This window comes from Geodermatophilus sp. SYSU D00684, from assembly GCF_054050455.1.
In genome coordinates, this window is sequence record NZ_JBJGZI010000002.1 from 21,978 (window position 1) to 42,860 (window position 20,883).

A 20,883-nucleotide genomic window follows, 5' to 3' on the forward strand; every position below is an offset into this window, starting at 1 on the left:
CGGTGGGCGGGAGGCGGGGCCGGCGGCCCTGGCGGGCCGTACCCCCGGCGTCCGCCCCGAGTCACGTCGACCCTAACGCGCACCCCCGGGCCCGGAGTCCCGGCGCGGGGGCCTGTTCGCCGACGGCGCAGCGCGCCCCCGGGAAGACGACGGACGCCGCCCTCCCCCGCGTGCGCGGGGCAGGACGGCGTCCGCAGGAAGCGTCCGGGGCTCAGCCCTTGGCGACGTCTCCGCTGTCCTCGGTGGCACCCTCGGTCGCCTCGACGGCGGCCGCGTCGGCGACCTCCGCGTCGGGGGCCTCGTCGGCCTCCTCGGCGGCGGTGTCGTCAGCGGCGGTGGCGTCAGCGGCGGTGGCGTCAGCGGCGGTGTCGTCAGCCGCGGGGGCGGCCTCGGCGGCGCGCACGGTCTGCGGGCGGGCGGCCTCGAGGTCGACGACGTTGCCCGAGGCGTCGGTGATCGTCGTCTGCTCGAGCAGCTGGGCCAGCGCCTTGGTGCGGCGCACGTCGGCGACGAACTCGGCGATGTTGCCGCTCTGCTGGAGCTGCTGGGCGTACTGCTCGGGGCTCATCCGGTTGCGCGAGGCCTGCGCCATGATCTGCGCCGACAGGTCGTCGTTGTCGACGGTGATCTCGCGGGCGTCGGCGATCGCGTCGAGGACGAACTGGGTGCGGACCGCCTCCTCGATGTTCTTCCGCTGCTCGGCGTCGTAGGCCTCGCGGTCCTCGCTGCCCGACATGGACAGGAAGGTGTCCCAGTCCATGCCGGCGCCGTTGAGCTCGTTGGTCAGCGCGTTGTTGCGGAACTCGAGCTCCCGGTCGACCAGGCCCTCGGGGATCGGGACCTCGGTGGCCTCGAGCAGGTGCTCGACCAGCTTGTCGCGGGCCTGCGCGCCCTGCTGCATGACCTTCACCCGCGACAGCCGGGTGCGGACGTCGTCGCGCAGTTCCTCGAGGGTGTCGAACTCGCTGGCGGTGGAGGCGAACTCGTCGTCGAGCTCGGGCAGCTCCTTGGCCTTCACCGAGCGGACGGTGACGGTGACCTGCGCCTGCTCGCCGGCGTGCGGGCCCTGCTGCAGCGGGGTCTCGAAGGTGGCCGACTCGTCGGCGGACAGCCCGCGGACGGCGTCGTCGAGGCCCTCCATGAGCGAGCCGGAGCCGACCTCGTAGGACATGCCGCTGGTGGTGCCGTCCTCGAGCACCTCGTCGCCGACGCGGGCCTCCAGGTCGATGGAGACGTAGTCGCCGTCCTGGGCGGCGCGCTCGACGCCGGTCAGCATGGCGAAGCGCTCGCGCATGACCGAGACCTGCTGGTCGATCTCCTCGTCGGTGACCTCGACGTCGTCGACGGTGACGTTCAGGTCCTCGAGGGCCGGCAGCTCGATCTTCGGCGCGACGTCGACCTCGGCGGTGAACGCCAGGGTGTCGTTGTCGTCGAGGCGGGTGACCTCGATGTCGGGCTGGCCGATGACGCGGACCTGGTTGTCGCGGACGACCTCGGAGTAGACCTCCGGGATGGCGTGCTGGACGACCTGCTCGAGGACGACCGGGCGGCCGATGCGCTGGTCGAGGATGCGGTTGGGCACCTTGCCCGGGCGGAACCCGGGGACGCGCACCTGCCGCTTGAGCTCCTTGTAGACCTCACCGAAGGCGTGGTCCAGGTCTCCCCACGGCACCTCGATCGCCATCCGGACCCGCGTGGGGCCCAGTTCCTCGATGGTGCTCTTCACAGCGGCAGTGCTCCTCGGTACGACGGAAGGGGACGCCGGGACCGGCGCCGGGTCGACCCCCGAGTCTAGAGACGCCGGGGGCGGGGTCGGGGTGGCGGGATTCGAACCCACGGCCCCCCGCTCCCAAAGCGGGTGCGCTACCAAGCTGCGCCACACCCCGTGGCGGCTGCGAGTCTAGGCGGGCACCGGTGGACGGCGTGCCGCCCACGGGGCGGCCTCCTCCAGCGCGGCGGCGACGCGCACGAGCAGGTCCTCCCGCCCGGCGCCCGCGACCAGCTGCACGCCGACCGGCAGCCCGGCGTCGGTGGTGTGCAGCGGCAGGCTGACCGCCGGCTGGCCGGTGACGTTGGCCTGGGCGGTGTAGGGGATGAACGCCCCGATCCGGCGGCCCTCCTCGCGGGGGCCCGCGGCGGTGAACCAGCCGAGCTCCGGCGGGGGTGCGCCCACGGTCGGGGTGACCAGCAGGTCGAAGCCCTGCCCGCCGTCCGCGGCCGGCGTCCAGAAGCGGGCCATCCGGCGGCACCAGGAGCCCAGCCAGGCGCGGGCGGCGAGGTACTCGGCCGCGGTGGTGCGGTGGCCCGCGGCCCGGTAGTGGGCGTTGCGCGGCTCGAGCTCGTCGTCGGCGATCTCCCGGCCGAGGACCCGCTCGAGGTCGGCGAGCATGCGGGCGGTGTCGGCGGCGATGGTGGCGTTGAAGTGCCGGGAGAAGGCGTCGTCGAAGAAGGCGGCGGGCGCGGCGGGCTCGACGTCGCAGCCGAGGTCCTCCAGCAGCCGGCCGGCGCGGGCGACGGCGGCCCGGCACTCGGGGCTGTCGAGCCAGCGCTCGTGCGGCGGGGCGTCGACCAGGCCGACCCGCAGCCGGCCGACCGGGGCGCCGACCTCCTCGACCAGCGGGCGCGGCAGCGGCGGCGCGGCGTAGGGGTCGCCGGGCATCGGGCCGCCGATCGCGTCGAGGACGGCTGCGGTGTCGCGGACGCTGCGGGTGACGACGCCGTCGATGGTGGCGCCGGCCCAGCCCTCGCCGACGTCGGGGCCCTGGCTGACCCGCGCCCGGCTGGGCTTGAGCCCGACCAGCCCGCACTCGCTGGCGGGGACGCGGATCGACCCGCCGCCGTCGCTGGCGTGCGCGACCGGCACGTACCCCGCCGCCACGGCCGCGGCCGACCCGCCGCTGGAGCCGCCGGTGGAGCGGGTGGGGTCCCACGGGTTGCGGGCCGGGGCGTTCGCGGCAGGCTCGGTGGTGACCGTCGTGCCGAGCTCGGGGACGTTGGTGCGGCCGAGGACGACGAACCCGGCGGCGCGGAAGGCCTCGGCCAGGTGGCTGTCGCGCCGCCAGCGGACCTGCGCGTCGCGCAGCGCGGCCAGGCCGTAGCAGGTCTCCTCCCCCGCCATGTGCGCGCCCATGTCCTTGAGCAGCAGCGGCACGCCGCGGAACGGCCCGTCGGGCAGGGTGCCGGCGGCCTCGGCGCGGGCGGCGTCGAACCGCTCCCGGATGACGGCGGCGAACTGCTCGTTCGTCGCCTCGATCCGCGAGATGGCGGCGTCGACGAGCTCGGCGGGGCTCACCTCCCCCTGGCGCACCAGGTCGGCCTGCGCGGTGGCGTCCAGCTCTGTGGGCTCGGTCACGCCCGGACGCTATCGGCCCGGTCCGCCGCGCCGGGCGGGCACCTCGCGGGCGGACCGTGCGGTCGGAGAACCCGGGGACCCGCGCCCGCACTGCGCTCCCCTGCACCTCGTCACCGGCCACGGACGGGGCGCGTCGCCGCAGCCGGCGATCAGCAGCTCCTCCATCCGGGTCGGCCCGATCGGGCCGTCCCGCTCACGGCGCCGACCACACCCGCGACCGACCTGTGAGGAAGCCGTGACGCGGGCCGTGGATCCGCCTTCGGCGCTCCGCGTGAGCGCTCGACCGTCAGGACCGAAGCCCGCTCGCCTCGTGGTCGGCGAACCGGGTGACGGCCTCCTGCCCGGCCCCGAAGAGGGCGGCGAGGACGGCCAGCGCGCCGACCGAGGAGAGCGACGTCGCGCCGTCACCGGCCGGACCGGCACCCGATACGAGTCCGCCACCCGCACGGGTCGGCCGCACGCACCGCCCTCGCCCTGCCGGGGTCGACAGGGCCGAACGCCCCCACGTCGAGGGCCGCCGGTCCGCAGGTCACCCGGTGGGGCCACGGCCGAATCGACTCCAGAGCTCATCCGCCCCTGCGCCACTCGACCCTGGACCCACTGCCCGAAGCCCCCGGCCGTTCGAGCGCATCGGCTCTGCCCGACAGCACCCCTCACACCTAGCGTCCGCCTCGTCATCGGCGTCCGACGGCAGGTGACGGGAGGAGCCTCGGATGGCCACGGTCGGTGCTTTCACGGACAACAACCTGAACGGGCAGGGTTTCGGATACCTGGGCCGGGAGGCCAAGTCCCGCTATGCGTGGCCATTGCGGTTCACACCGGCGGTGGCCACCACGTTGATCGTCATCGGGCTGGTCCTGCAGTCGCCCGTCTGGCTCGGGTCGATGGCTCTCGTCGCCCTCAGTGGGGCCCTGTTCCCCAGGGCGATGATCATCGATCTGGTCTACAACCTCGGCGTTCGCCATCTGTTCGGTGCGCCACCGCTGCCGCCGACACCGAGACCGAGACGGTTCTCCTACTTCCTCTCCGCCGGTTCGCTGGCGGGTGCCGCCTTGTCCTTCGCGTACGGGCTGCCGGCGCTGGGATACATCCTGGGAGGGATGGTGGTCATCGGTGCCACGATCCTCACCACGACGCTCTGGTGTCTCGGATCGTGGATCTACCGGATGGTCTTCGGCCAGTGGCTCCGCGAGCATTCTCCAGGCGAGCCCCGATCCACCGCCCTTGGCCGGACTCCCGTCAGATAGCCGGCCTCTCCCACTTGCGGACGGCGGCCGGGGCGGGCGGGACACGCCGACGGCTCCGAGCTGACCGACGCCGCCTGGCTCCGCTCCCCGGACCTGACCCTCCCAGCCACGCCGGGGCCTGCCCAGTGCGCGATCCCGCGCCGCCGCGCCCCCTGGATCCAGCGCGCGCTACCCTCAACTCGGACTGGAACCTCGGTCGATCTTGGTCGGCTGGGTTTCCTCACGGCGAGGGGGCAGGTTCTCTCCCACAGTCCCGCGGGTGTAGCTCAATGGCAGAGCCCCAGCCTTCCAAGCTGGCCATGCCGGTTCGATCCCGGTCACCCGCTCCACGCGTTTCCGCAGGTCAACCGGCCTGTCAGGCTCCCTGAAGAAGGTCTGGAGGACCCTGGGGAGGGCCCGTTCGGACCCTTTCAGGACCCCTGTTCTCCGCTGCGTGGGTCATGAACGGGTCACGCCGTCCGCTTGAACCGGGTGGCGGAACGGCCTACCAGACCGCGATCCGAGCCCATGACCCACTTGGGTCACGAGCCGCTGGCGTTTGTGCGTGCGCACTGCTCGTTGTCTTCAGCTGGGCGCGCCGAGCGCTCAGCAGCGGGAGCAGCAGGTCTTCGCGTTGGCGCCCGTGGCCGACCCCGGGGCGGAGCGGCGCCGGACGGGGCAGAGCCTCCAGGCCCGCACTACGAGGATTGCCGTGGCCCCGCGGGTGGGTACCCCTGAGGACCAGCGACGGGTCAGGTTCTCGCTTCACAGCGGAGGAGTCGCGGTATGGCTCAGGAGCGTCGTGCGGCGCCGGAGCGTCGTGCGGCGTCGCGGGCCACCAGTTCACAGCGCAGCCCCACTCGTGCCACGCGGACCGCCAGCTCGTCGCGGACCGGCACGGCCGCAGCCACGCGGCCGACCACCAGTGCTGATCGGGCTGGGCCGAACCGTCGTGATACCGAACACGGTCGGGACGCTCGTGCGGTCACCGAACGACATGCCGGCGCCGGCGCCCGCGTGGCGCAGCCGCCCACCGAGCGCCGACGGCGCCCGGCGAGCGCCGAGGACCATCTGACCGGCGGCAGGCCCGAGGCGAGCCGCGAGGCCAGGGCATCCGGCGGACCGGCTTCCACCCACGACGGTGGCCGCACCGACGGCCGCACGCCGAGCTCCGGCCGGCCACAGCCGCACCCCCGCCCCGCCCCCCGTCGCACGGGCACCACTCGGCAGTCTCGCGGCATCGGCACGATCCTCTCGGCGGAGCTGCGCCGCGCCCGTGCCGCGCTGGACGGGCTCGGCGCTCGTCCGGCGCGAGCAGTCCGGCGCATGGTCCGTCGGTGGTCATCCCGGATCGCCGCGGCCCTGGACGGCCTCGCCGGCCGCGGCGGCGGAACCCGGCGGGCCGCGTGGGCCGCCCTGCGCGCAGTCCTGACCGGCCACAACCCCGTGCTCGCGGCGATCAAAGCCTGGTTCACCGCGCTGAGCACCCCGACGAAGATCCTGGTGATCGCGGGGCTGGTGCTGATCGCCCTGCTTGCGCCGCTGCTGCTGTTGCTCCTGCTGCTGGCCCTCGCCATCGCCGCCGTGATCATCGCCGTTCGGCCGCCGGCCACCGCCTGAGCCCTGGCTGGCTCATCCTCCCCGCCGCGAATCCGGCGGCTTCTCCTGACAGCCCGAGGCAACGACTCCTCGGGGCTGTGCGCCCCGCGCCGCCCTCGGCCTGCGCAGATATCTCCGGCCGACGACCCTTGCCGGGCGCTACGCCCGACGGGGCAACGTTGGCCCGCCGGGAGGCCAGCCGGGGGTCAGCTCACCGCCACGGCGCTGGGGATCTCCGGCTCGTCGATCTCGTAGCTCATCAGGACGAAGGCGCCCCCCTCGTGCCGTGCAAACGACGTACGGCCGTGGAAGGTCGTCCCTGGCACATGCGGTGTCGCGGTCGTGCGCTAGGTGCTCAGTAACCGCGCGAGCGATGCGAGGGCGGGGTTGGGTCGCTGCGCTTCACGGCCGCTGGATGTCGTCATCCCACGGATGCTCACAGGCACCGCAGAGCATCCCAGCTCCCCGAATCGCCCTGACGTGCCAGCCGACGTCACACGTGGAGCAGAAAGGTCCGATGTCCCCCAGGCGGCCTCACGGCGAGCCGGGCGACGGTGCCCCGAGCGGCCCACCCAGGGACACCAGCGGTGCCAGCTCAGGTGTCGTGCGGACGCGCGGTCGATCACTTCGTGCCTCCCGGCCGGTCCAAGCTCTGACACGCGAAGAAAGGACACCACCATGTCGGAGCTTCTCGTCGACTTCATCACCTCCCTCGACGGCTGTGCATCGGGAGAGGGATGGCCCGGGTTCTGGGGCCTCGAGGGTCCGGAGTACCTCGCATGGCTCGGCGAGCAGCCCGAGGTCACCTACCTGATGGGAGCGAACACCTACCGGCTGATGTCGGGCTTCGCCGCCGGCGAGGTCCCGCATGGCCAAGACGAGTTCAGGCCCGAAGAAGAGGCGTCCGTCGACCAGCTCACGCAAGCGTCCAAGGTGGTGTTCTCCACCTCACTGGAGGAGCCACTGGCGTGGGCCAACTCCACGCTCGTCCGCGACGACGCCGTCGAAGCGGTCCGCGCCATGAAGGCGAGTGGCTCGGAGCTCCTCAGCACGATCGGCAGCCTCAGCCTGTGCCGGTCCCTGCTGCAAGCTGGACTCGTCGACCGCTTCCGGGTCGGGATGTTTCCGGTGATCACCGGGGCCACGGGCGCAGAACGCATCTACGACGGCTACCCGGACGTCGCCCTCGAGATGATCGAGCACCGGACTTTCGACGGCCGCATCCTGATGGTCGAGTACAAGCCACGCGTGCTCGAGCACCCACCGCTCGGCGCCCCTGCGTGATGTCGCCTCGTCCGCCCGGTGTCGAACGCCCCCACAGCCCGCCGCGCCACAAAGCGGCATTACTGCCCGTGCTGTCCCCAGGACGCTCTTGAGCGCGCCGTCGAGACCTCTCCAGTACAGCGCCTCCAGCCAGGCGCCGACCGCCTCGGCCGACGCACTCGCGGCAGCGGTGCGATCGCCCGGTCGGTCGATCATCCGGCTCCACGCCTCCGGGGTGTACGAGAAGACGACGAACTTCGGCATCCCGACCACCTCGTCCCGAGTCGTTGCGCCGCCCGATCGCACCAGCAGCCCGGCGGCGCACCGGGCTCCGGCGACGCGGCGGCGCCGGAGGCGGTGCGCCCGGACCGGGTGCAGTCCCCACGGCACGGACCGCTGCTCCGCACGGGAGCGCCGTGTCGTCAGCGGGATCGGAGCCGGTCGTGCCGGGGTCGGTCCCCGGCACCTGCTGCCACCCGACCGGCACCCCGGCGAACCGGAACAGGCCGTCCGTTCCGCGGCCGTTTCGTGCCGAACACGCGGGGTTACGGTCGTCCCGCAGAGGGGCCCTGGATCGAACAGCGTGCCCAGGTCCTCTCCCGTTGCCCGGGCAGGTCCCCGGGACCGGGAGGCGACACGATGGAAGCCAGCGAGCGGGTCACGTGGGAGGACTGCCCGATCTGCCGGCGGCCGGCGGCCGTCGGGTGGGTCGACGGGCAGGCCGTGGAGTTCGACTGCCCGGGCGGCTGCCGCCCGGGCGCGGCGCAACTGGAGGCCTTCGCGGCGCGGCGCGCCAGACCGCCGGTGGTCTGGCTGACCCGCATCTAGCCCGCCGACGCCGCTCAGCCGGTGGACCCGCGGGTGAGGCGCCCGCGGACGGTCCCCCGCTGCCGCTCGGCCCGGACCGGCTGCATCTCCAGCGCCAGCGCCGTGGTGCGCCCGCCGGCGTCGCGGCTGAACACGGCACGGATGCCGCCGGTGCCGGGGAGGCCGAGGTCGAGCCGGAAGGCGTAGGGGTCGGCCTCGTCGTCCGGGTGCAGCTCGACGCCCTTCGCCAGGACGGGCACCGGGGACAGGATGCGCAGCCAGAGCCGGCCGCCGCGGACGGAGACGTCCAGGCCCGCACCGAGGAACGCGGTGGCCCGCACGTCGGTGACCGGACCGGGGACCCGGTAGCGGCCGACCAGCTCGCCCCAGACCTCCGGGTGCTGCGGCACGTCGGTGCGGATCCGGCGGTGCGGGATGCCGAGCAGGTCCTCGAGCAGGCCGCCGATCTCGCCGGGCAGCCAGAACGGCCCCCGGTGGGTGCCGTTGGTGAACGCCATGACGCCGACGCCGTCGTCCGGGGCGACGAAGACCTGCGCGTCGAAGCCGGGCAGCGTGCCCTGGTGCTCGACGACGCGGTGCCCACGGCCGTCGACGCGCCAGAACGCCAGCCCCATGCCGGGCAGCCGCGGATCGGGCCGGTAGTGCGGCTCGAACACCGTGTCCAGCGTCGCGGGCTCGAGCACCCGGCCGTGCTCGTTGGCGCCGCCGCCGGTCAGCGCCGCCAGGTAGCGGGCCATGTCGCGCGGCGTGGAGTAGACGTTGCCGGCCGCGGCGGTCACCGCGTCGCGCCGCGGCACCGGGCGCGGCCCGGCCGCGGAGAGCCGGTAGCCGGTGGCGAGCCGCGGCCGCAGCCGCTCGGTGAGGACCAGATCGGAGTCGGTCATGCCGAGGGGTGCGAACACCCGCTCGCGCACGTACCGGTCGAACGGCAGGCCGCTGACGTCCTCGACGACCTGCCCGACCGCCGTCGGCCCGTGGTCGGTGTAGCGGAACCGGGTGCCCGGCTCGACGTCCAGCGGCACCCGCCCGCGGTAGTACTCGGCCGGCGTCGGCACCCGCCCGGGAGGGAAGCCGATCCCGAAGTCCCGGCGGAGGGCGGCGGAGCGCGGCACCTCCTCGGGGACGCCGGCGGTGTGGGTGAGCAGGTGACGCACCGTCGCCGGGCGCCAGCCGGACCTCCGCGGTACGAGCCGGTAGGCGCGCAGGGAGTCGTCGACCGGCGCGTCCAGGTCGACCCGCCCCTGCTCGACCAGCTGGAGGACCGCGATCGCGGTGACGGTCTTGGTGATGGAGCCGATGCGGAAGACGGTGTCCTCGGTGACGGGGGTCCGCGACGCGATGTCGGCGAGCCCGTGCGCGGCGAAGGACTCCAGGCCACCCCCGCGCACCACACCCACCGCCAGCCCGACGCACGGCTGCCGGCCGCGGATCTCGGCGACCCGCGTCTCGAGCCGGAGCTCCTCCACGGCGGTCATGACCCCTCCCGGCGGACGGACGGCGACCCGTGTCCAGGCTGACCCGCCCGGGGCCGGGGGGACGCGTCCGTCCGGCCTCCCCCGGACAGGGCCAGGGACCCCGCCGCCCACGGCCGCACGGCCCTGGCCACCGCCCGCCCCGCGGGCCCACGCTGCCCCCGGGCCTGCGGCGGAGGAGGACGCCATGGACGTACCCGGCACCGCGTGGGACCGCCTCCGGCCGGCCCGGGTGCTCCCGGTCCTCGCCGTCCTGCTGGCGGCGCTCCTCGGCGGCTGCGGCGGCGGGAGCGACGACACCACCCCGCCGGCGGCGACGTCCTCGACGACTGCGTCCCCCTCCGGTCCGAGCCCCGGGCCCTCGCCGACGGACGAGCCGCCCGACGACGGGACACCCGACGGCGAGACACCCGACGGCCAGACACCCGATGGCGAGGAGCCGGGCGACGGGTCCGCGCCGGCACCGGGCACGGCGATCCCCGGCGAGGACCTCACCGCCGAGCAGGCCGCCGAGCTGCAGGCGCAGGTCGACGGCGGGCACCAGCCGTGGCGCACCGACGTCGCGGCGGTGGCCGCGGCCTTCGTGGCGAGCGATCTCGGCTGGGACGACGCCGAGGTCGCCCTCGCCGACCCGCACACCGCCGAGGTGACCGACCCGGCGAGCGGGCGCATCGTCACCCTGCAGCTGCGTCAGCCGGCCCGGGAGGGCGAGGGCGGGATCTGGGTCGTCGTCAGCGGGGTCTGGGTCACCTGACGGGGGCCCGGGCTCAGTCGGTGAACCCGCGGCTGAGCAGCACGACGGTCACGAACGTCCGGTAGAGGGCGACCGGGTCGTCGTCGGCGATCCGGACGTCGAGGGTCCCGGCGCGCTCGACCCCGACGACCCGGGTGGCCAGCTCGGCGAGGTCCGCGTTGCGGAAGGTGACCTCCAGCGTCGCCGGCAGGTCGATCGCCGGGAGGCCGGCGGAGGGCAGGCCGCGCACGGCGGCGGCGGCCCGCTCGCGGATGAGCGCGCACGCCTCGGCCGGGTGCAGGCTCTCGGCCGCGAACCGGGTCACCGACCGCTTGACGACGGCGGCCTCGATCCCCGGGCACACCGCGCGGGCCTCCTCGGCCGTCGTCTCGTCGCCGGTGACCAGCACGACCGGCACACCGTGGCCGAGGGCGACCAGCGCGTTGATGCCCGACTCCCCCACCTCCACCCCGTTGAGCCGCACGCGGGCGATGGCCGCCGGGTTGTAGGTGTGCGAGAGCACCGAGGACGGCCCGCCCATCGAGCCGTGGTAGCTGACGAGGAAGACGGCGTCGAAGGAGCCGTCCAGCCCCTCCATCATGTACATCGGCTTGTGCCGGCCGGCGAGGTAGCGGGCGTTGCCGAGCAGCTCGCCGGGCCGCAGGTTCTGCATCGTCGAGTGCGAGTCGTTGACGAGGAACCCGGTGGCGCCGGCGTCCATCGCGCCCGCGATCGCGGCGTTCACCTCGTCCTGCAGCAGCCGCCGGTAGTGCTCGTACTCCCCGCCGGGGCCGCGGCACTGCGCCCAGTCGACGACACCCGCGGTGCCCTCCATGTCCGACGACACGTAGACCTTCACGCGCCCATCCTCGGTGGTGCTCCCGGGGGACCCGCGGGCGAGGTGGCCGCCGGCGCTCCGGTTTCATGCCGCCGGGACGATGCGCCGGCCCCGCGGCAGCGGTCAGCGTCGAGCGGTGACGCGTTGGAAGCCGCTCGTCGCCCTGGGGGCCGCGCAGTTCCTCGCCGTCCTCGACACCGCGGTGATGAACGTGTCGATCAGCCAGCTGGTCGAGGACTTCGACACGACCGTCACCGCCATCCAGGCGGTGATCACCCTCTACACCCTCGTCATGGCCGCGTTCATGCTCACCGGGGGGAAGGTCGGCGACCGGATCGGCCGGCGGCGGGCCTTCGCCGTGGGGCTCACCGTCTACGCGGTGGGGTCCCTGACCACTGCGCTGGCCCCCACCGTGCTGGTCCTCGCCCTGGGGTGGTCGGTGGTGGAGGGACTGGGCGCGGCGCTCGTCCTGCCCGCGCTCGCCGCCCTGGTGGCCGCCAACTACCGGGGGCGGGACCGGGCGATGGCCTACGGGGTCATCGGGGGGCTGGCCGGGGCGGGGATCGCCGTCGGCCCGCTGCTCGGCGGCTGGGTGACGACGTACCTCAGCTGGCGGCTGGTGTTCGCCAGCGAGGTCGTCGTCGTGCTGCTGATCCTCGCGGTGCTGCGCTGGATCGAGGACACCCCACCGACGCAGGCGTCCGCCCCCCGGATCGACGGCGTCGGAGCGGCGCTCTCCGCGCTCGGGCTGGCGATGGTCGTCCTCGGGGTGCTGCAGAGCACCGCCTGGGGCTGGCTGCGGCCGCGCAACTCGCCGGTCACCGTCCTCGGCTTCTCGCTGACGCCGTTCGTCATCGCCGGCGGCCTGGTGGTGCTGGGCCTGCTGCGGGCGTGGCTGCGCCACCGGGAGGCCCGCGGCGAGGAGCCGCTGCTGCACTGGCGGCTGTTCTCCGTCCCCCCGCTGCGCGCGGCCGTGCAGACGCTCCTCGCGCAGAACCTCGTCCTGCTCGGGGTCTTCTTCACCGTGCCGCTGTACCTGCAGGTCGTGCTGGGGCTCGACGCCTTCCAGACCGGCCTGCGGCTGCTCCCGGTCTCGGTGCTCATGCTGGTCACCGCGATGAGCGCGCCGCTGCTGAACCGGGTCGCCAGCCCGCGCACGGTGGTGCAGGTCGGGTTCGCCGTGCTGGTCGCGGCGTCGCTGTGGCTGCTCGCGACGGTCCGGCCGGAGCTCGACGACCTGTCCTTCGGGCTGGCGATGGCACTGCTGGGGATCGGGATGGGCCTGCTGGCCGCCCAGCTCGGCAACGTCGCCCAGTCCAGCGTCGGGGAGGCCGACCGCAGCGAGGTCGGGGGCCTCCAGTACACGGCGCAGAACCTCGGATCGTCGCTGGGGACGGCGTTCATCGGCTCGGTCCTCATCGGCACGCTGACCGCCGCCGCCACCCGCGGGATCTCGGACGACCCCCAGGTCAGCGATGCCGTCGCCGAGCAGGTGGGCGTGGCGATCAGCGGCGGCGTCAGCTTCGTCCCGGCCGACCAGGTGCAGACCGCCCTCGAGCGGGCGGGCATCTCCGCGACGGAGGTCGACGCCCTGGTGGCGACGTACTCCGACGCGCAACTGCTCGGCCTGAAGGCGGCCCTGCTCGCGGCGGCCGCCGTCGCGCTGCTGAGCCTCTTCCTGACCCGCTCCCTCCCCACCGCGTGCCTCGCACCGCCCGCCGCGCCCGCGGAGCCCGCGCCCGTCGCCGTCCGGGGATGAGGTCCGCGATGGCCGCCCACGGGGTCGGGGGCGTCGCCCGGCGGTTGGGGACGACGTTCACGGGCCGCTGCGTCGCCGCCTTCCTGGTGCAGCGCGGCATCGACCGGGCCATGGCCGTCTCCGCCCAGGCACTCACCGCGCTGATCCCCCTGCTCCTGCTCGTGTCCCTGCTGACCCCCGCGGGCGACGCGTCGCTGGTGGCCGACGTCGTGATCGACCGGTTCCGGCTGACCGGTACGGCCGCCGCGGACGTGGAGCAGCTGTTCGCGGTGACCGGGGACGCCGGCACCGGCGTGCTGAGCGTCGTCCTGCTCGTCTTCTCCTGCGTCTCGCTGGCCCGCCGGCTCCAGCGGATGTACGAGCAGTCCTGGCGGCTGCCCCCGCGCGCCGGCCTGCGCGGATCGGCCGACGCGCTGCTGGGGATCGCCGCCCTGGTGCTCGTGATCGTGCTGCTGTCGTTCCTGCACGGACTCGCGGCCCCCGGGGCCGTCCCCCGCGCGCTGGGCTGGACCGGCCACCTGCTGGCGAGCTGGCTGCTGTGGACCGCGATCCCCTGGCTGCTGCTCGGCCGCCGCCTGGCCTGGCGGCGGCTGCTGCCCACGGGCGCGCTGATGGCCCTCGGCACGGCGGTCTACGGCCTGGCCACCGCGGTCTACATGCCTCTGCTCGTGGAGTCCTACAGCCGCCGGTACGGCCTCTTCGGCGTGACGCTGGCGCTGGTCGGCTGGCTCCTCTGCGTCTCGGTGATCGTCGTGGTCACGACGATCGTCGCCGCCGAGTTCGACCGCGCACCGGAACCGGGGGCCCGGCGGCTCCGCGCCCGGCTCGGTCTGGCGACGGACGCCGCCGCCGCGCGACCGCCCGGCGCGGTGGACGGCGAGACGCCCGCCGGCCGGCGGTGACCGCGCGCCCGCCCTCCACCGGGGACCGGACGGTCCCGGGCGGTCAGCCGGCGGCGGGCGCCGCGTCCGGGGTCGGCGGCAGGCCGAGCCGGGCGAACAGGTCGTTGTCCAGGTCGAGGAAGCTCGTGATGTGCCGGATCCGGCCGTCCTCGATCTCCAGGACGTGCAGCGCCCACGGCGTGTGGCCGCCGTCGCCGGTGGGGCGCCACTGCGCGACCGCCGGGCTGCCGTTGGCCTCGGTGAGCAGCAGCCGGGAGTTCCGGCAGCCGCTGCCCGGGCCGAGCATCCAGGTGCCGATGTCGGCGGCGCTGCCCAGCCACATCTCGAACGGCGGCATGTGCTGGGTGGCGTCCTCGTGCAGCAGGGCGACGAAGGCGTCGATGTCGTAGCGCTCGAAGGCGTCGAGGTAGCGGTCGAGCAGCTCGCGGTGGTCGGGGTCCAGCGGCCGCTGCTCCGGGGTGCCGCCCATCGCCGCCAGCGTGGCGCGGGCCCGCTGCAGCGCGCTGTTGACCGAGGCGACGGTGGTCTCGAGCAGGGCGGCGACCTCGTCGGCGTGCCAGCGCAGCACGTCGCGCAGCAGGAGGACGGCGCGCTGCCGCGGCGGCAGGTGCTGCAGCGCCGCGACGAAGGCCAGCCGCACCGACTCGCGGGCCACCGCGCGCTCGGCCGGGTCGCCGTCCTCGGGCAGGACCGCGCGGTCGAGGACCGGCTCGACCCACGCCTCGGCCGGCCGCTTGGCGGCCAGGGACGCCTCCACCGGCGACCACGGCGAGCCGGAGAGGTCCATGGGCAGGGCCCGGCGCTGCCGCCCGGAGAGCTGGTCGAGGCAGACGTTGGTGGCGATCCGGTACAGCCAGGACCGCAGCGAGGAGCGGCCCTCGAAGGAGCCGAAGCTCTTCCACGCGCGGACCAGCGTCTCCTGCACGGCGTCGTCGGCGTCGAAGGACGACCCCAGCATCCGGTAGCAGTAGCCGGTCAGCTCCCGCCGGTGCTCGAGCAGCCGCGGGTCGAGCTCGTCGGACACCCCGCTCAGCACGCTGGTCACGCGGACCACCTCTCCTCGGTCGCCATCCCCGTCGACGGGCGGTAGTCCACCACGGAGGACCGACGGAACGGGAGCCCCCGGCGGGCTGACGCCCCCGGACGCCGACCGCCCCGCCGGAGGGCTCCGGCGGGGCGGTCGGGTGTGCGGGAGGACGGGTGCGTCAGGGCACCAGCGGCTCGCCGTTGCGGACGAGCTGCCAGTTCAGGTCGTAGAAGTCCGCCGGGTCGATCACCTGGCGGTCCTGGGCCCAGTCGATGAGCAGCTGGCGGATCTCCTGCTGCTCGTCGTAGACGACCGGCGCCGTCGAGATGCCCGGGAAGCCACCGCCGCCGGAACGCCGGTAGTTGTTCACCGCGACGACGAAGCGCGCGTCATCGGCCACCGGCTCGCCGTCGAACTCCAGCCGGGTGACCCGCTGGCCTTCCGGCCTGGACACGTCGAGGTCGTAGTCGACCCCGGAGAGGACGTCGTAGTTGTAGTCCGGCGTGCCCTTCGCGTTGGTGAGGGTCCCCAGGTCGACGTCCCCGGTGGCCGGCACCTGGGCGAAGTAGCCCGCCGACTTCTCCAGGTAGGCCCGGACCTGGGCGCCGGTGAGCTCGACCGCCTCCAGCGTGTTGTCGTAGACGTAGAGCCCGGCGATGTCGCGGACCGTGACGTCGCCCTGGGGGAAGACCGCCTCACGGCTGAAGGGTGCCGCGATGGACAGCACCGGCAGGTCGGCCCGCGACGTGCCCTCCATCGCGGCCTCGACGGTCTCGGTCTGCACCTGCTGGATGAAGTCGAGGATCGGCGTGTCCTCGTAGCGACTGGTCTCCGTGGTCAGCTGCTCGGTGGAGGTGGCGACCACCTGGCCGACGTACGCGACCGTCGTCTCGTGCGCCTCGTCGGTCGCGGCGAGCACCTCCGGGTCCTGGGGGTACGCGTCGGTGCGCAGCGCCGTGGCCGCGGTGCTGACGACGTCCCACTGGCCGCGGACCTTCTCCAGCCCGATGTCCACCTGGGACACCGTGGCGCCCCAGCGGTAGGGCTGGGTCAGCAGCACCTGCTCACCGGTGTCCTCGTTGCGGACGAACTGGCTCGGGGCGTTGCGGTGGGTGTGGCCGACCACCATGGCGTCGATGCCGGGCACCGTCCGCGCGATGACGTCGGTCGGGTTCTCCGTCGGGGCCTGCGACGCGTCGTAGGACGAACCACCGCCCACGCCGGCGTGGGAGAGCACCACGACGACGTCGGCCTGCTCGTCGACGATCGGCACCCAGCGCTCCGCCGCCTCGACCATGTCCTGGAACTCGACCCGGCCCTCGACGTTGCCGCGGTCCCAGATCGCCGACCCCGGCGTGGTCAGCCCGAGGATGCCCACGGTGACCGGCTTGTGGCCGGGCACCTCCATCTTCCGGAGGGTGTACGGCGGCAGGTACGGCTCGCCCGTGGCGGCGTCGACCACGTTGGCGCCGAGCACCGGGTGGTCGACGTCGTCGGCGTAGGCCTGCAGCAGGTCCAGGCCGTAGTTGAACTCGTGGTTGCCGACCACCTGGGCGTCGTAGCCGATGGCGTCGTAGGCGGCGGCCATCGGGTGCTCGGCGCCGGTCTCGGTGACCGGCTCCTGCCGCGCGTAGTAGTAGCTCAGCGGCGTGCCCTGCAGGAAGTCGCCGTTGTCGACGACCAGCACGTTCTCCTCGCCGCGCGCGTCGCGCACGCTGTCGACGACCGAGCCGACCCGGGCCAGGCCCGTGGCGTGGCCGTCCCTCTCGCTGTAGGGCGCGTCCTTGAAGTAGTCCCAGTCCTGCACCCGGCCGTGCAGGTCGGTGGTGGCCAGCAGGGTGATGTCGAGCTCGTCGGTGGCCGCTGCCGCGGGCGCGGCCGCCGCGGGCGTCGCCGCCCCGGTGGTCACCGCGAGTGCGGCCGCGACCGCGGCCCAGTACCTGCGTCGCTGCATGTGTGCGGATTCCCCTCGGTGTGCCGCCCGTGCGTCCCGGGCGCGGGGCGACGCTAACTCCCGAGGGTGACTACTCGGTCGCACAGGGGCGACTACTGGTAGCTGATCAGCTGGGGCCGCGGGGAGACCTGCGCGATCGTCTCCTCGGGCGTGAGCATCGGCGTGTCCTCGTCGTAGAAGTTCTTCCAGCCCCAGGCCAGCCCCTCGGGGCCGGTGCCGTGCAGCACCCGCCACGTGTCCTGCTTGCTGCCCTGCGGGCCCTGCCCGTCGGCGTGCACCATCACGGCGACCTCGTCGCGGGACAGGTCGACCTGCTCGCGGCCGGGGATCATGTCCACCCGGAACTGGTGCAGCACGAGCAGCTTCTGCGGCAGCCGGTTCTCGCGGGTGAGGTCGGCCAGCCAGGTCACGACCCGGTTCACCTCGTCCACGCCGACCGAGCCGATCTGGGTGAGGTGCACCTGGTTCGGCGCCAGCCGCCACTCGGGGTCCAGCGCCAGGCCGACGTGCGGCAGCTCCAGCAGCGGCCGGTACAGCTCGGCCTGGGTGACGAAGTCGGTGCGGCCGGGCTGCAGGTCCAGGACGACGTAGAGGCCGGCCTCCCCCGCGGCCTCCACCCACGGGCGGATCTGCTCCAGCGGCGCCTCGTAGGAGTAGTCGTTGCCGTCGGTCGGGAACTCCGAGGCCACCGTGGCGATGATCTCGAAGGCGGGGACGACGGTGGCGTCGGGGACCAGCGACTCGTAGGGCGCCGCGTGGTCGCGGGCCCGCTGGACCGCCGCGTCGACGTCCTGCTCGCCGAGCACGCCGAGCGCGCCGGTGCCCGGGTGGCCGTAGAGCGCCACCATGAAGTGCTGCGGGAACAGCGTCTGCCCGCCGCCGGGCAGCTGGGTGCCGGTGGCCGCGGTCTCCAGCTTCCAGTCCAGGCCGTCCTCGGCGCCGAAGCCCGCACCCAGGGCGACGACGGTCTCCGCGCCGGACACCGCCTCGACCGCGTCGGCCGACGCCCGCGGGTCGGTCTGCCCGCCGGTCACCTGCACGCGCGCACCGGCTGCCCGGGCGGTGGCGACGCCGGCCAGCGACTCCGGCGCGGCGTCGGCCAGGACGACGGTGCCCTCGAGCGGCTCGGCACGGGTGACCGCGGGCAGCTCGCCGTCGGCCTCGCCCTCGGCTGCGGCGCCGTCGTCCTCGGGGCGCAGCGCGGCCGGCGCCTCGGCCTCGAGTGCGGCGACGGCGGCCGCCTCGCCGTCGGCGGGCACCGGGTCGGCGTCGGCGAGGTCGAGGCCGGTGGCGGCGGCGACCGCCTCGGCGCTCGCCGGCGCGGCGACGACGTCGGCGTCCCCGGGCGCGGTGTCGGCGCCCACGGCGAGGACCGTCCGCGCGCCCAGCCGGCCGATCTCCTCGGCGACGGCGCCGTCGCCGTCCTCGCCCTCGGGGTCCAGCAGCAGCGGCACGCCCAGGCCGACCGCGGCCGAGGCGCCGAGCAGGGTGGCCGCCCGGTCGCCCTCGGGGGCGACGACGACCACGCCGGCCTCGTCGAACAGCGCGCGGCTGGCGCTGACGGCCGAGGCGGCGGGCTCGGCGTCGGCGACGACGGTCAGCCGCTGGTCGGGCGCGGAGGTCGCGACCGAGGCGGTGCCGCCCCCGTCCCCCTCCGCCGCCGTCGAGGCCGTGCACCCGGCGGCCAGGAGGAGCGCGCTGAGCGCGACGGGCACCGACCTCGGGCGCACGGGCAGACCTCCGTCCCACCGGGCACGCGGCCGCGCGGGAGCGCGGCGCCGTCGGGCGTGCACGGGGATCGCGCCCGACACTAGCCAGGGCGCTGGACACCGGCCCGGCGCGACCGGGAGCATCGCCGGCGACATGAGGAGCGCAGCGGGTGTCGGGCCAGCCCGACAGCGGATCGACCGGCTGACGGGATCGGCCGGCCGGCCCCGCGCCAGCAGGCTCGCTGCATGACCACCGACACCCTGGTGATGCCCTCCACGACCGCCCCGCCGCACGCCGGCCTGCTGCGCCGGCTGCTCGTCGACTCCGGCTACGCGCTGCTGTCGCTGCCGGTCGGGATCGCCGCCTTCGTCGTCGCCGTGACCGGCGTGGCCGTCGGCGTCGGCACACTGGTGATCTGGGTCGGCCTCGCCGTCCTGGCGCTCACCCTGCTCGCCGCCCGCGGGTTCGCCGCGCTCGAGCGGGCGCAGCTGCCCGCGGTGCTCGGCCGCCCGGTCCCCCGCCCGGCCTACCTGACCCCCGACGGGGGCCGGGTGCGCCGGCTGCTGACCCCGCTGCGCGACCCGCAGTCCTGGCTCGACGTACTGCACGCCGTCGTCCGGTTCCCGCTGGCGGTCCTGGCCTTCGTCGTCACGGTGACGTTCTGGGCGGGGGCGCTCGGCGGGCTCACCTACGGGCTGTGGGACTGGGCGCTGCCCGACGCCTCCGGGGACCCGGGGAACACCGACCTGCTGGAGCTGCTCGGCCTCGAGAGCACCGCCGGCCGGCGCGTCCTGCTCTACACGCTGATCGGCGCCGTCTTCGCGGTGCTGCTGCCGTTCGCCGTCCGGGCGGTCGCGCTGCTGCAGGCCCGGCTGGGCCGGGTGGTGCTGACCTCCCGCGCGGCCACCCAGGCCGAGATCGGCCGGCTCTCCCGCGGCCGCGACGCCGCCGTCGCCGCCGAGGCGGTGGCGCTGCGCCGGCTGGAGCGCGACATCCACGACGGCCCGCAGCAGCACCTGGTCCGCCTCGGCATGGACCTCTCCCGCGCCCAGCGCCAGCTCGAGCGCGACCCCGCCGCCGCCCGCACGACGCTCGCCCAGGCCGGCGTCCTCGCCAAGGAGGCGCTGGAGGAACTGCGCGCGCTGTCCCGCGGCATCGCCCCGCCGGTCCTCGCCGACCGCGGCCTGCCCGCGGCGCTGGCCGCGCTGGCCGCCCGCTCCCCGGTGCCGGTGGAGCTGGCCGTCGACCTGCCCGACGAGCGGCCGGCGCCGGTCACCGAGAACACCGCGTACTTCGTCGTCAGCGAGGCGCTGGCCAACGTGGCCAAGCACAGCGGGGCCGGCGTGTGCCGGGTCGAGGTTCGGCGGGCCGGCGACGTGCTGCGCGTCGTGGTCGAGGACGACGGCGAGGGCGGGGCGCTGCTGGTGCCCGGGCACGGCCTGGCCGGGCTCGCCGACCGGCTGCGCGCGGTCGACGGCGTCCTGGTGGTCGACAGCCCGCGCGGCGGCCCGACCCGGACGACGGCGGAGCTGCCGTGGGCGTGAGCCCCGGCGACCGGCCGCTGCGCGTGGTGCTCGGCGAGGACTCGGTCCTGCTCCGCGAGGGGCTGGTCCGGCTCCTCGAGGAGGCGGGCACCACCGTGGCGGCCGCCGTCGGCGACGGCCCGTCGCTGGTCCGCGCGGTGGTGGCCGAGCGGCCGGACGTGGCCGTCGTCGACGTGCGGATGCCGCCCACGCACACCGACGAGGGGCTGCGCGCCGCCGTCGAGGTGCGGCGGGTGGTGCCCGGGACGGCGGTGCTGGTGCTGTCGCAGTACGTCGAGGTGGCCTACGCCGACGAGCTGCTGGCCGACGGCCGCGGCGGCGTCGGCTACCTGCTCAAGGACCGGGTGACCGACCTCGACCAGCTGCTCGCCGCGCTCGCCGAGGTGGTCGCCGGCGGCACCGTGCTCGACCCGCAGGTGGTCGCCCAGCTGTTCGCCCGCCGCCGCGCCGACGACCCGGTGCGCCGGCTCACCCCGCGCGAGCGGGAGGTGCTCGGGCTGATCGCCGAGGGCCACTCCAACACCGCGATCGCCCGGCAGCTGGTGGTCACCCCGGGCGCGGTGGAGAAGCACACCCAGCGGATCTTCGCCAAGCTGGGCCTCGCGCCCGACGAGGACCGCAACAGCCGGGTGATGGCGACGCTGGCCTACCTCCGCGGCTGACCGCGGTCGCGGGT

At 74.9% G+C, this 20,883-nt stretch carries 16 protein-coding genes and 2 tRNA genes; 10 read left to right on the forward strand and 8 right to left on the reverse strand.

Annotated features, from left to right (window positions below; translation table 11 throughout):
- Positions 1 to 211: 211 nt before the first annotated feature.
- The 3 genes from tig to ACI79L_RS01510 form a co-directional block, all read right to left on the reverse strand.
- On the reverse strand, positions 212 to 1,726 hold the full coding sequence (gene tig, locus ACI79L_RS01500) for a trigger factor (protein WP_456935067.1): 1,515 nt from the start codon (positions 1,724 to 1,726) through the stop codon (positions 212 to 214).
- 86 nt (positions 1,727 to 1,812) lie between these two features.
- Positions 1,813 to 1,886: transfer RNA gene (locus tag ACI79L_RS01505), tRNA-Pro, on the reverse strand.
- Positions 1,887 to 1,900: 14 nt separating this feature from the next.
- Positions 1,901 to 3,352, reverse strand: coding sequence for an amidase (locus ACI79L_RS01510; RefSeq protein ID WP_456935068.1), 1,452 nt, complete (start codon positions 3,350 to 3,352; stop codon positions 1,901 to 1,903).
- Positions 3,353 to 4,065: 713 nt separating this feature from the next.
- Here ACI79L_RS01510 and ACI79L_RS01515 point away from each other — a divergent pair.
- The 5 genes from ACI79L_RS01515 (at position 4,066) to ACI79L_RS01535 (ending at position 8,268) form a co-directional block, all read left to right on the forward strand.
- Positions 4,066 to 4,599: a DUF4395 family protein gene (locus ACI79L_RS01515; RefSeq protein WP_456935069.1), complete on the forward strand. Its 534-nt coding sequence runs from the start codon at positions 4,066 to 4,068 to the stop codon at positions 4,597 to 4,599.
- 255 nt (positions 4,600 to 4,854) lie between these two features.
- Positions 4,855 to 4,928: transfer RNA gene (locus ACI79L_RS01520), tRNA-Gly, on the forward strand.
- Between the two features lie 667 nt (positions 4,929 to 5,595).
- Positions 5,596 to 6,198, forward strand: coding sequence for a hypothetical protein (locus ACI79L_RS01525; protein ID WP_456935070.1), 603 nt, complete (start codon positions 5,596 to 5,598; stop codon positions 6,196 to 6,198).
- 657 nt (positions 6,199 to 6,855) lie between these two features.
- Positions 6,856 to 7,461, forward strand: a complete 606-nt coding sequence (locus tag ACI79L_RS01530) for a dihydrofolate reductase family protein (protein WP_456935071.1) — start codon at positions 6,856 to 6,858, stop codon at positions 7,459 to 7,461.
- 618 nt (positions 7,462 to 8,079) lie between these two features.
- Positions 8,080 to 8,268, forward strand: a complete 189-nt coding sequence (locus ACI79L_RS01535) for a hypothetical protein (RefSeq protein WP_456935072.1) — start codon at positions 8,080 to 8,082, stop codon at positions 8,266 to 8,268.
- 14 nt (positions 8,269 to 8,282) lie between these two features.
- Here the strand turns inward: ACI79L_RS01535 and ACI79L_RS01540 are convergent, their stop codons facing one another.
- Positions 8,283 to 9,743: a serine hydrolase domain-containing protein gene (locus tag ACI79L_RS01540; protein WP_456935073.1), complete on the reverse strand. Its 1,461-nt coding sequence runs from the start codon at positions 9,741 to 9,743 to the stop codon at positions 8,283 to 8,285.
- 184 nt (positions 9,744 to 9,927) lie between these two features.
- On the opposite strand from ACI79L_RS01540, the gene ACI79L_RS01545 reads away from it, so the two are divergent.
- On the forward strand, positions 9,928 to 10,494 hold the full coding sequence (locus tag ACI79L_RS01545; protein WP_456935074.1) for a hypothetical protein: 567 nt from the start codon (positions 9,928 to 9,930) through the stop codon (positions 10,492 to 10,494).
- A gap of 13 nt (positions 10,495 to 10,507) precedes the next feature.
- On the opposite strand, the gene ACI79L_RS01550 is transcribed toward ACI79L_RS01545, so the two are convergent.
- Complete coding sequence (locus tag ACI79L_RS01550) at positions 10,508 to 11,332, reverse strand: M55 family metallopeptidase (protein WP_456935075.1); 825 nt, start codon at positions 11,330 to 11,332, stop codon at positions 10,508 to 10,510.
- 115 nt (positions 11,333 to 11,447) lie between these two features.
- Here ACI79L_RS01550 and ACI79L_RS01555 point away from each other — a divergent pair, with 115 nt between their 5' ends.
- Complete coding sequence (locus tag ACI79L_RS01555; protein ID WP_456935076.1) at positions 11,448 to 13,070, forward strand: MFS transporter; 1,623 nt, start codon at positions 11,448 to 11,450, stop codon at positions 13,068 to 13,070.
- 8 nt (positions 13,071 to 13,078) lie between these two features.
- Positions 13,079 to 13,972 (forward strand): YhjD/YihY/BrkB family envelope integrity protein, encoded by an 894-nt coding sequence (locus ACI79L_RS01560; RefSeq protein WP_456935077.1) that lies wholly within the window; start codon positions 13,079 to 13,081, stop codon positions 13,970 to 13,972.
- Between the two features lie 43 nt (positions 13,973 to 14,015).
- Here ACI79L_RS01560 and ACI79L_RS01565 read toward each other — a convergent pair whose 3' ends face one another.
- The 3 genes from ACI79L_RS01565 to ACI79L_RS01575 all read right to left on the reverse strand — a co-directional run bounded on the left by ACI79L_RS01565 (position 14,016) and on the right by ACI79L_RS01575 (position 18,683).
- A complete protein-coding gene (locus ACI79L_RS01565) occupies positions 14,016 to 15,017 on the reverse strand; it encodes a sigma-70 family RNA polymerase sigma factor (RefSeq protein ID WP_456935078.1) in 1,002 nt (333 codons plus the stop codon).
- Between the two features lie 160 nt (positions 15,018 to 15,177).
- On the reverse strand, positions 15,178 to 16,953 hold the full coding sequence (locus ACI79L_RS01570) for a bifunctional metallophosphatase/5'-nucleotidase (protein WP_456935079.1): 1,776 nt from the start codon (positions 16,951 to 16,953) through the stop codon (positions 15,178 to 15,180).
- A 92-nt stretch (positions 16,954 to 17,045) separates the two neighbouring features.
- Positions 17,046 to 18,683, reverse strand: a complete 1,638-nt coding sequence (locus ACI79L_RS01575) for a hypothetical protein (RefSeq protein WP_456935080.1) — start codon at positions 18,681 to 18,683, stop codon at positions 17,046 to 17,048.
- 225 nt (positions 18,684 to 18,908) lie between these two features.
- Between ACI79L_RS01575 and ACI79L_RS01580 the strand changes: the two genes are divergently transcribed.
- Together ACI79L_RS01580 and ACI79L_RS01585 are read left to right on the forward strand one after the other, a co-directional pair.
- Positions 18,909 to 20,207, forward strand: coding sequence for a sensor histidine kinase (locus ACI79L_RS01580; RefSeq protein WP_456935081.1), 1,299 nt, complete (start codon positions 18,909 to 18,911; stop codon positions 20,205 to 20,207).
- Positions 20,198 to 20,869 carry a response regulator gene (locus ACI79L_RS01585; RefSeq protein WP_456935082.1) on the forward strand — a complete coding sequence of 224 codons (672 nt, stop codon included), beginning with the start codon at positions 20,198 to 20,200 and terminating at the stop codon, positions 20,867 to 20,869. The genes ACI79L_RS01580 and ACI79L_RS01585 overlap by 10 nt, the downstream gene beginning before the upstream one ends.
- The last annotated feature ends 14 nt before the right edge of the window (positions 20,870 to 20,883 follow it).

What these genes read in the sequence shown, in the direction of transcription:
- ACI79L_RS01535 (WP_456935072.1), top strand. Translation starts at nt 8,080, where the DNA reads ATGGAAGCCAGCGAGCGGGTCACGTGGGAGGACTGCCCGATCTGCCGG.
- ACI79L_RS01545 (WP_456935074.1), top strand. Translation starts at nt 9,928, where the DNA reads ATGGACGTACCCGGCACCGCGTGGGACCGCCTCCGGCCGGCCCGGGTG.
- ACI79L_RS01530 (WP_456935071.1), top strand. Translation starts at nt 6,856, where the DNA reads ATGTCGGAGCTTCTCGTCGACTTCATCACCTCCCTCGACGGCTGTGCA.
- ACI79L_RS01580 (WP_456935081.1), top strand. Translation starts at nt 18,909, where the DNA reads ATGACCACCGACACCCTGGTGATGCCCTCCACGACCGCCCCGCCGCAC.
- ACI79L_RS01560 (WP_456935077.1), top strand. Translation starts at nt 13,079, where the DNA reads ATGGCCGCCCACGGGGTCGGGGGCGTCGCCCGGCGGTTGGGGACGACG.
- ACI79L_RS01515 (WP_456935069.1), top strand. Translation starts at nt 4,066, where the DNA reads ATGGCCACGGTCGGTGCTTTCACGGACAACAACCTGAACGGGCAGGGT.
- ACI79L_RS01570 (WP_456935079.1), bottom strand. Translation starts at nt 16,953, where the DNA reads ATGCAGCGACGCAGGTACTGGGCCGCGGTCGCGGCCGCACTCGCGGTG.
- ACI79L_RS01540 (WP_456935073.1), bottom strand. Translation starts at nt 9,743, where the DNA reads ATGACCGCCGTGGAGGAGCTCCGGCTCGAGACGCGGGTCGCCGAGATC.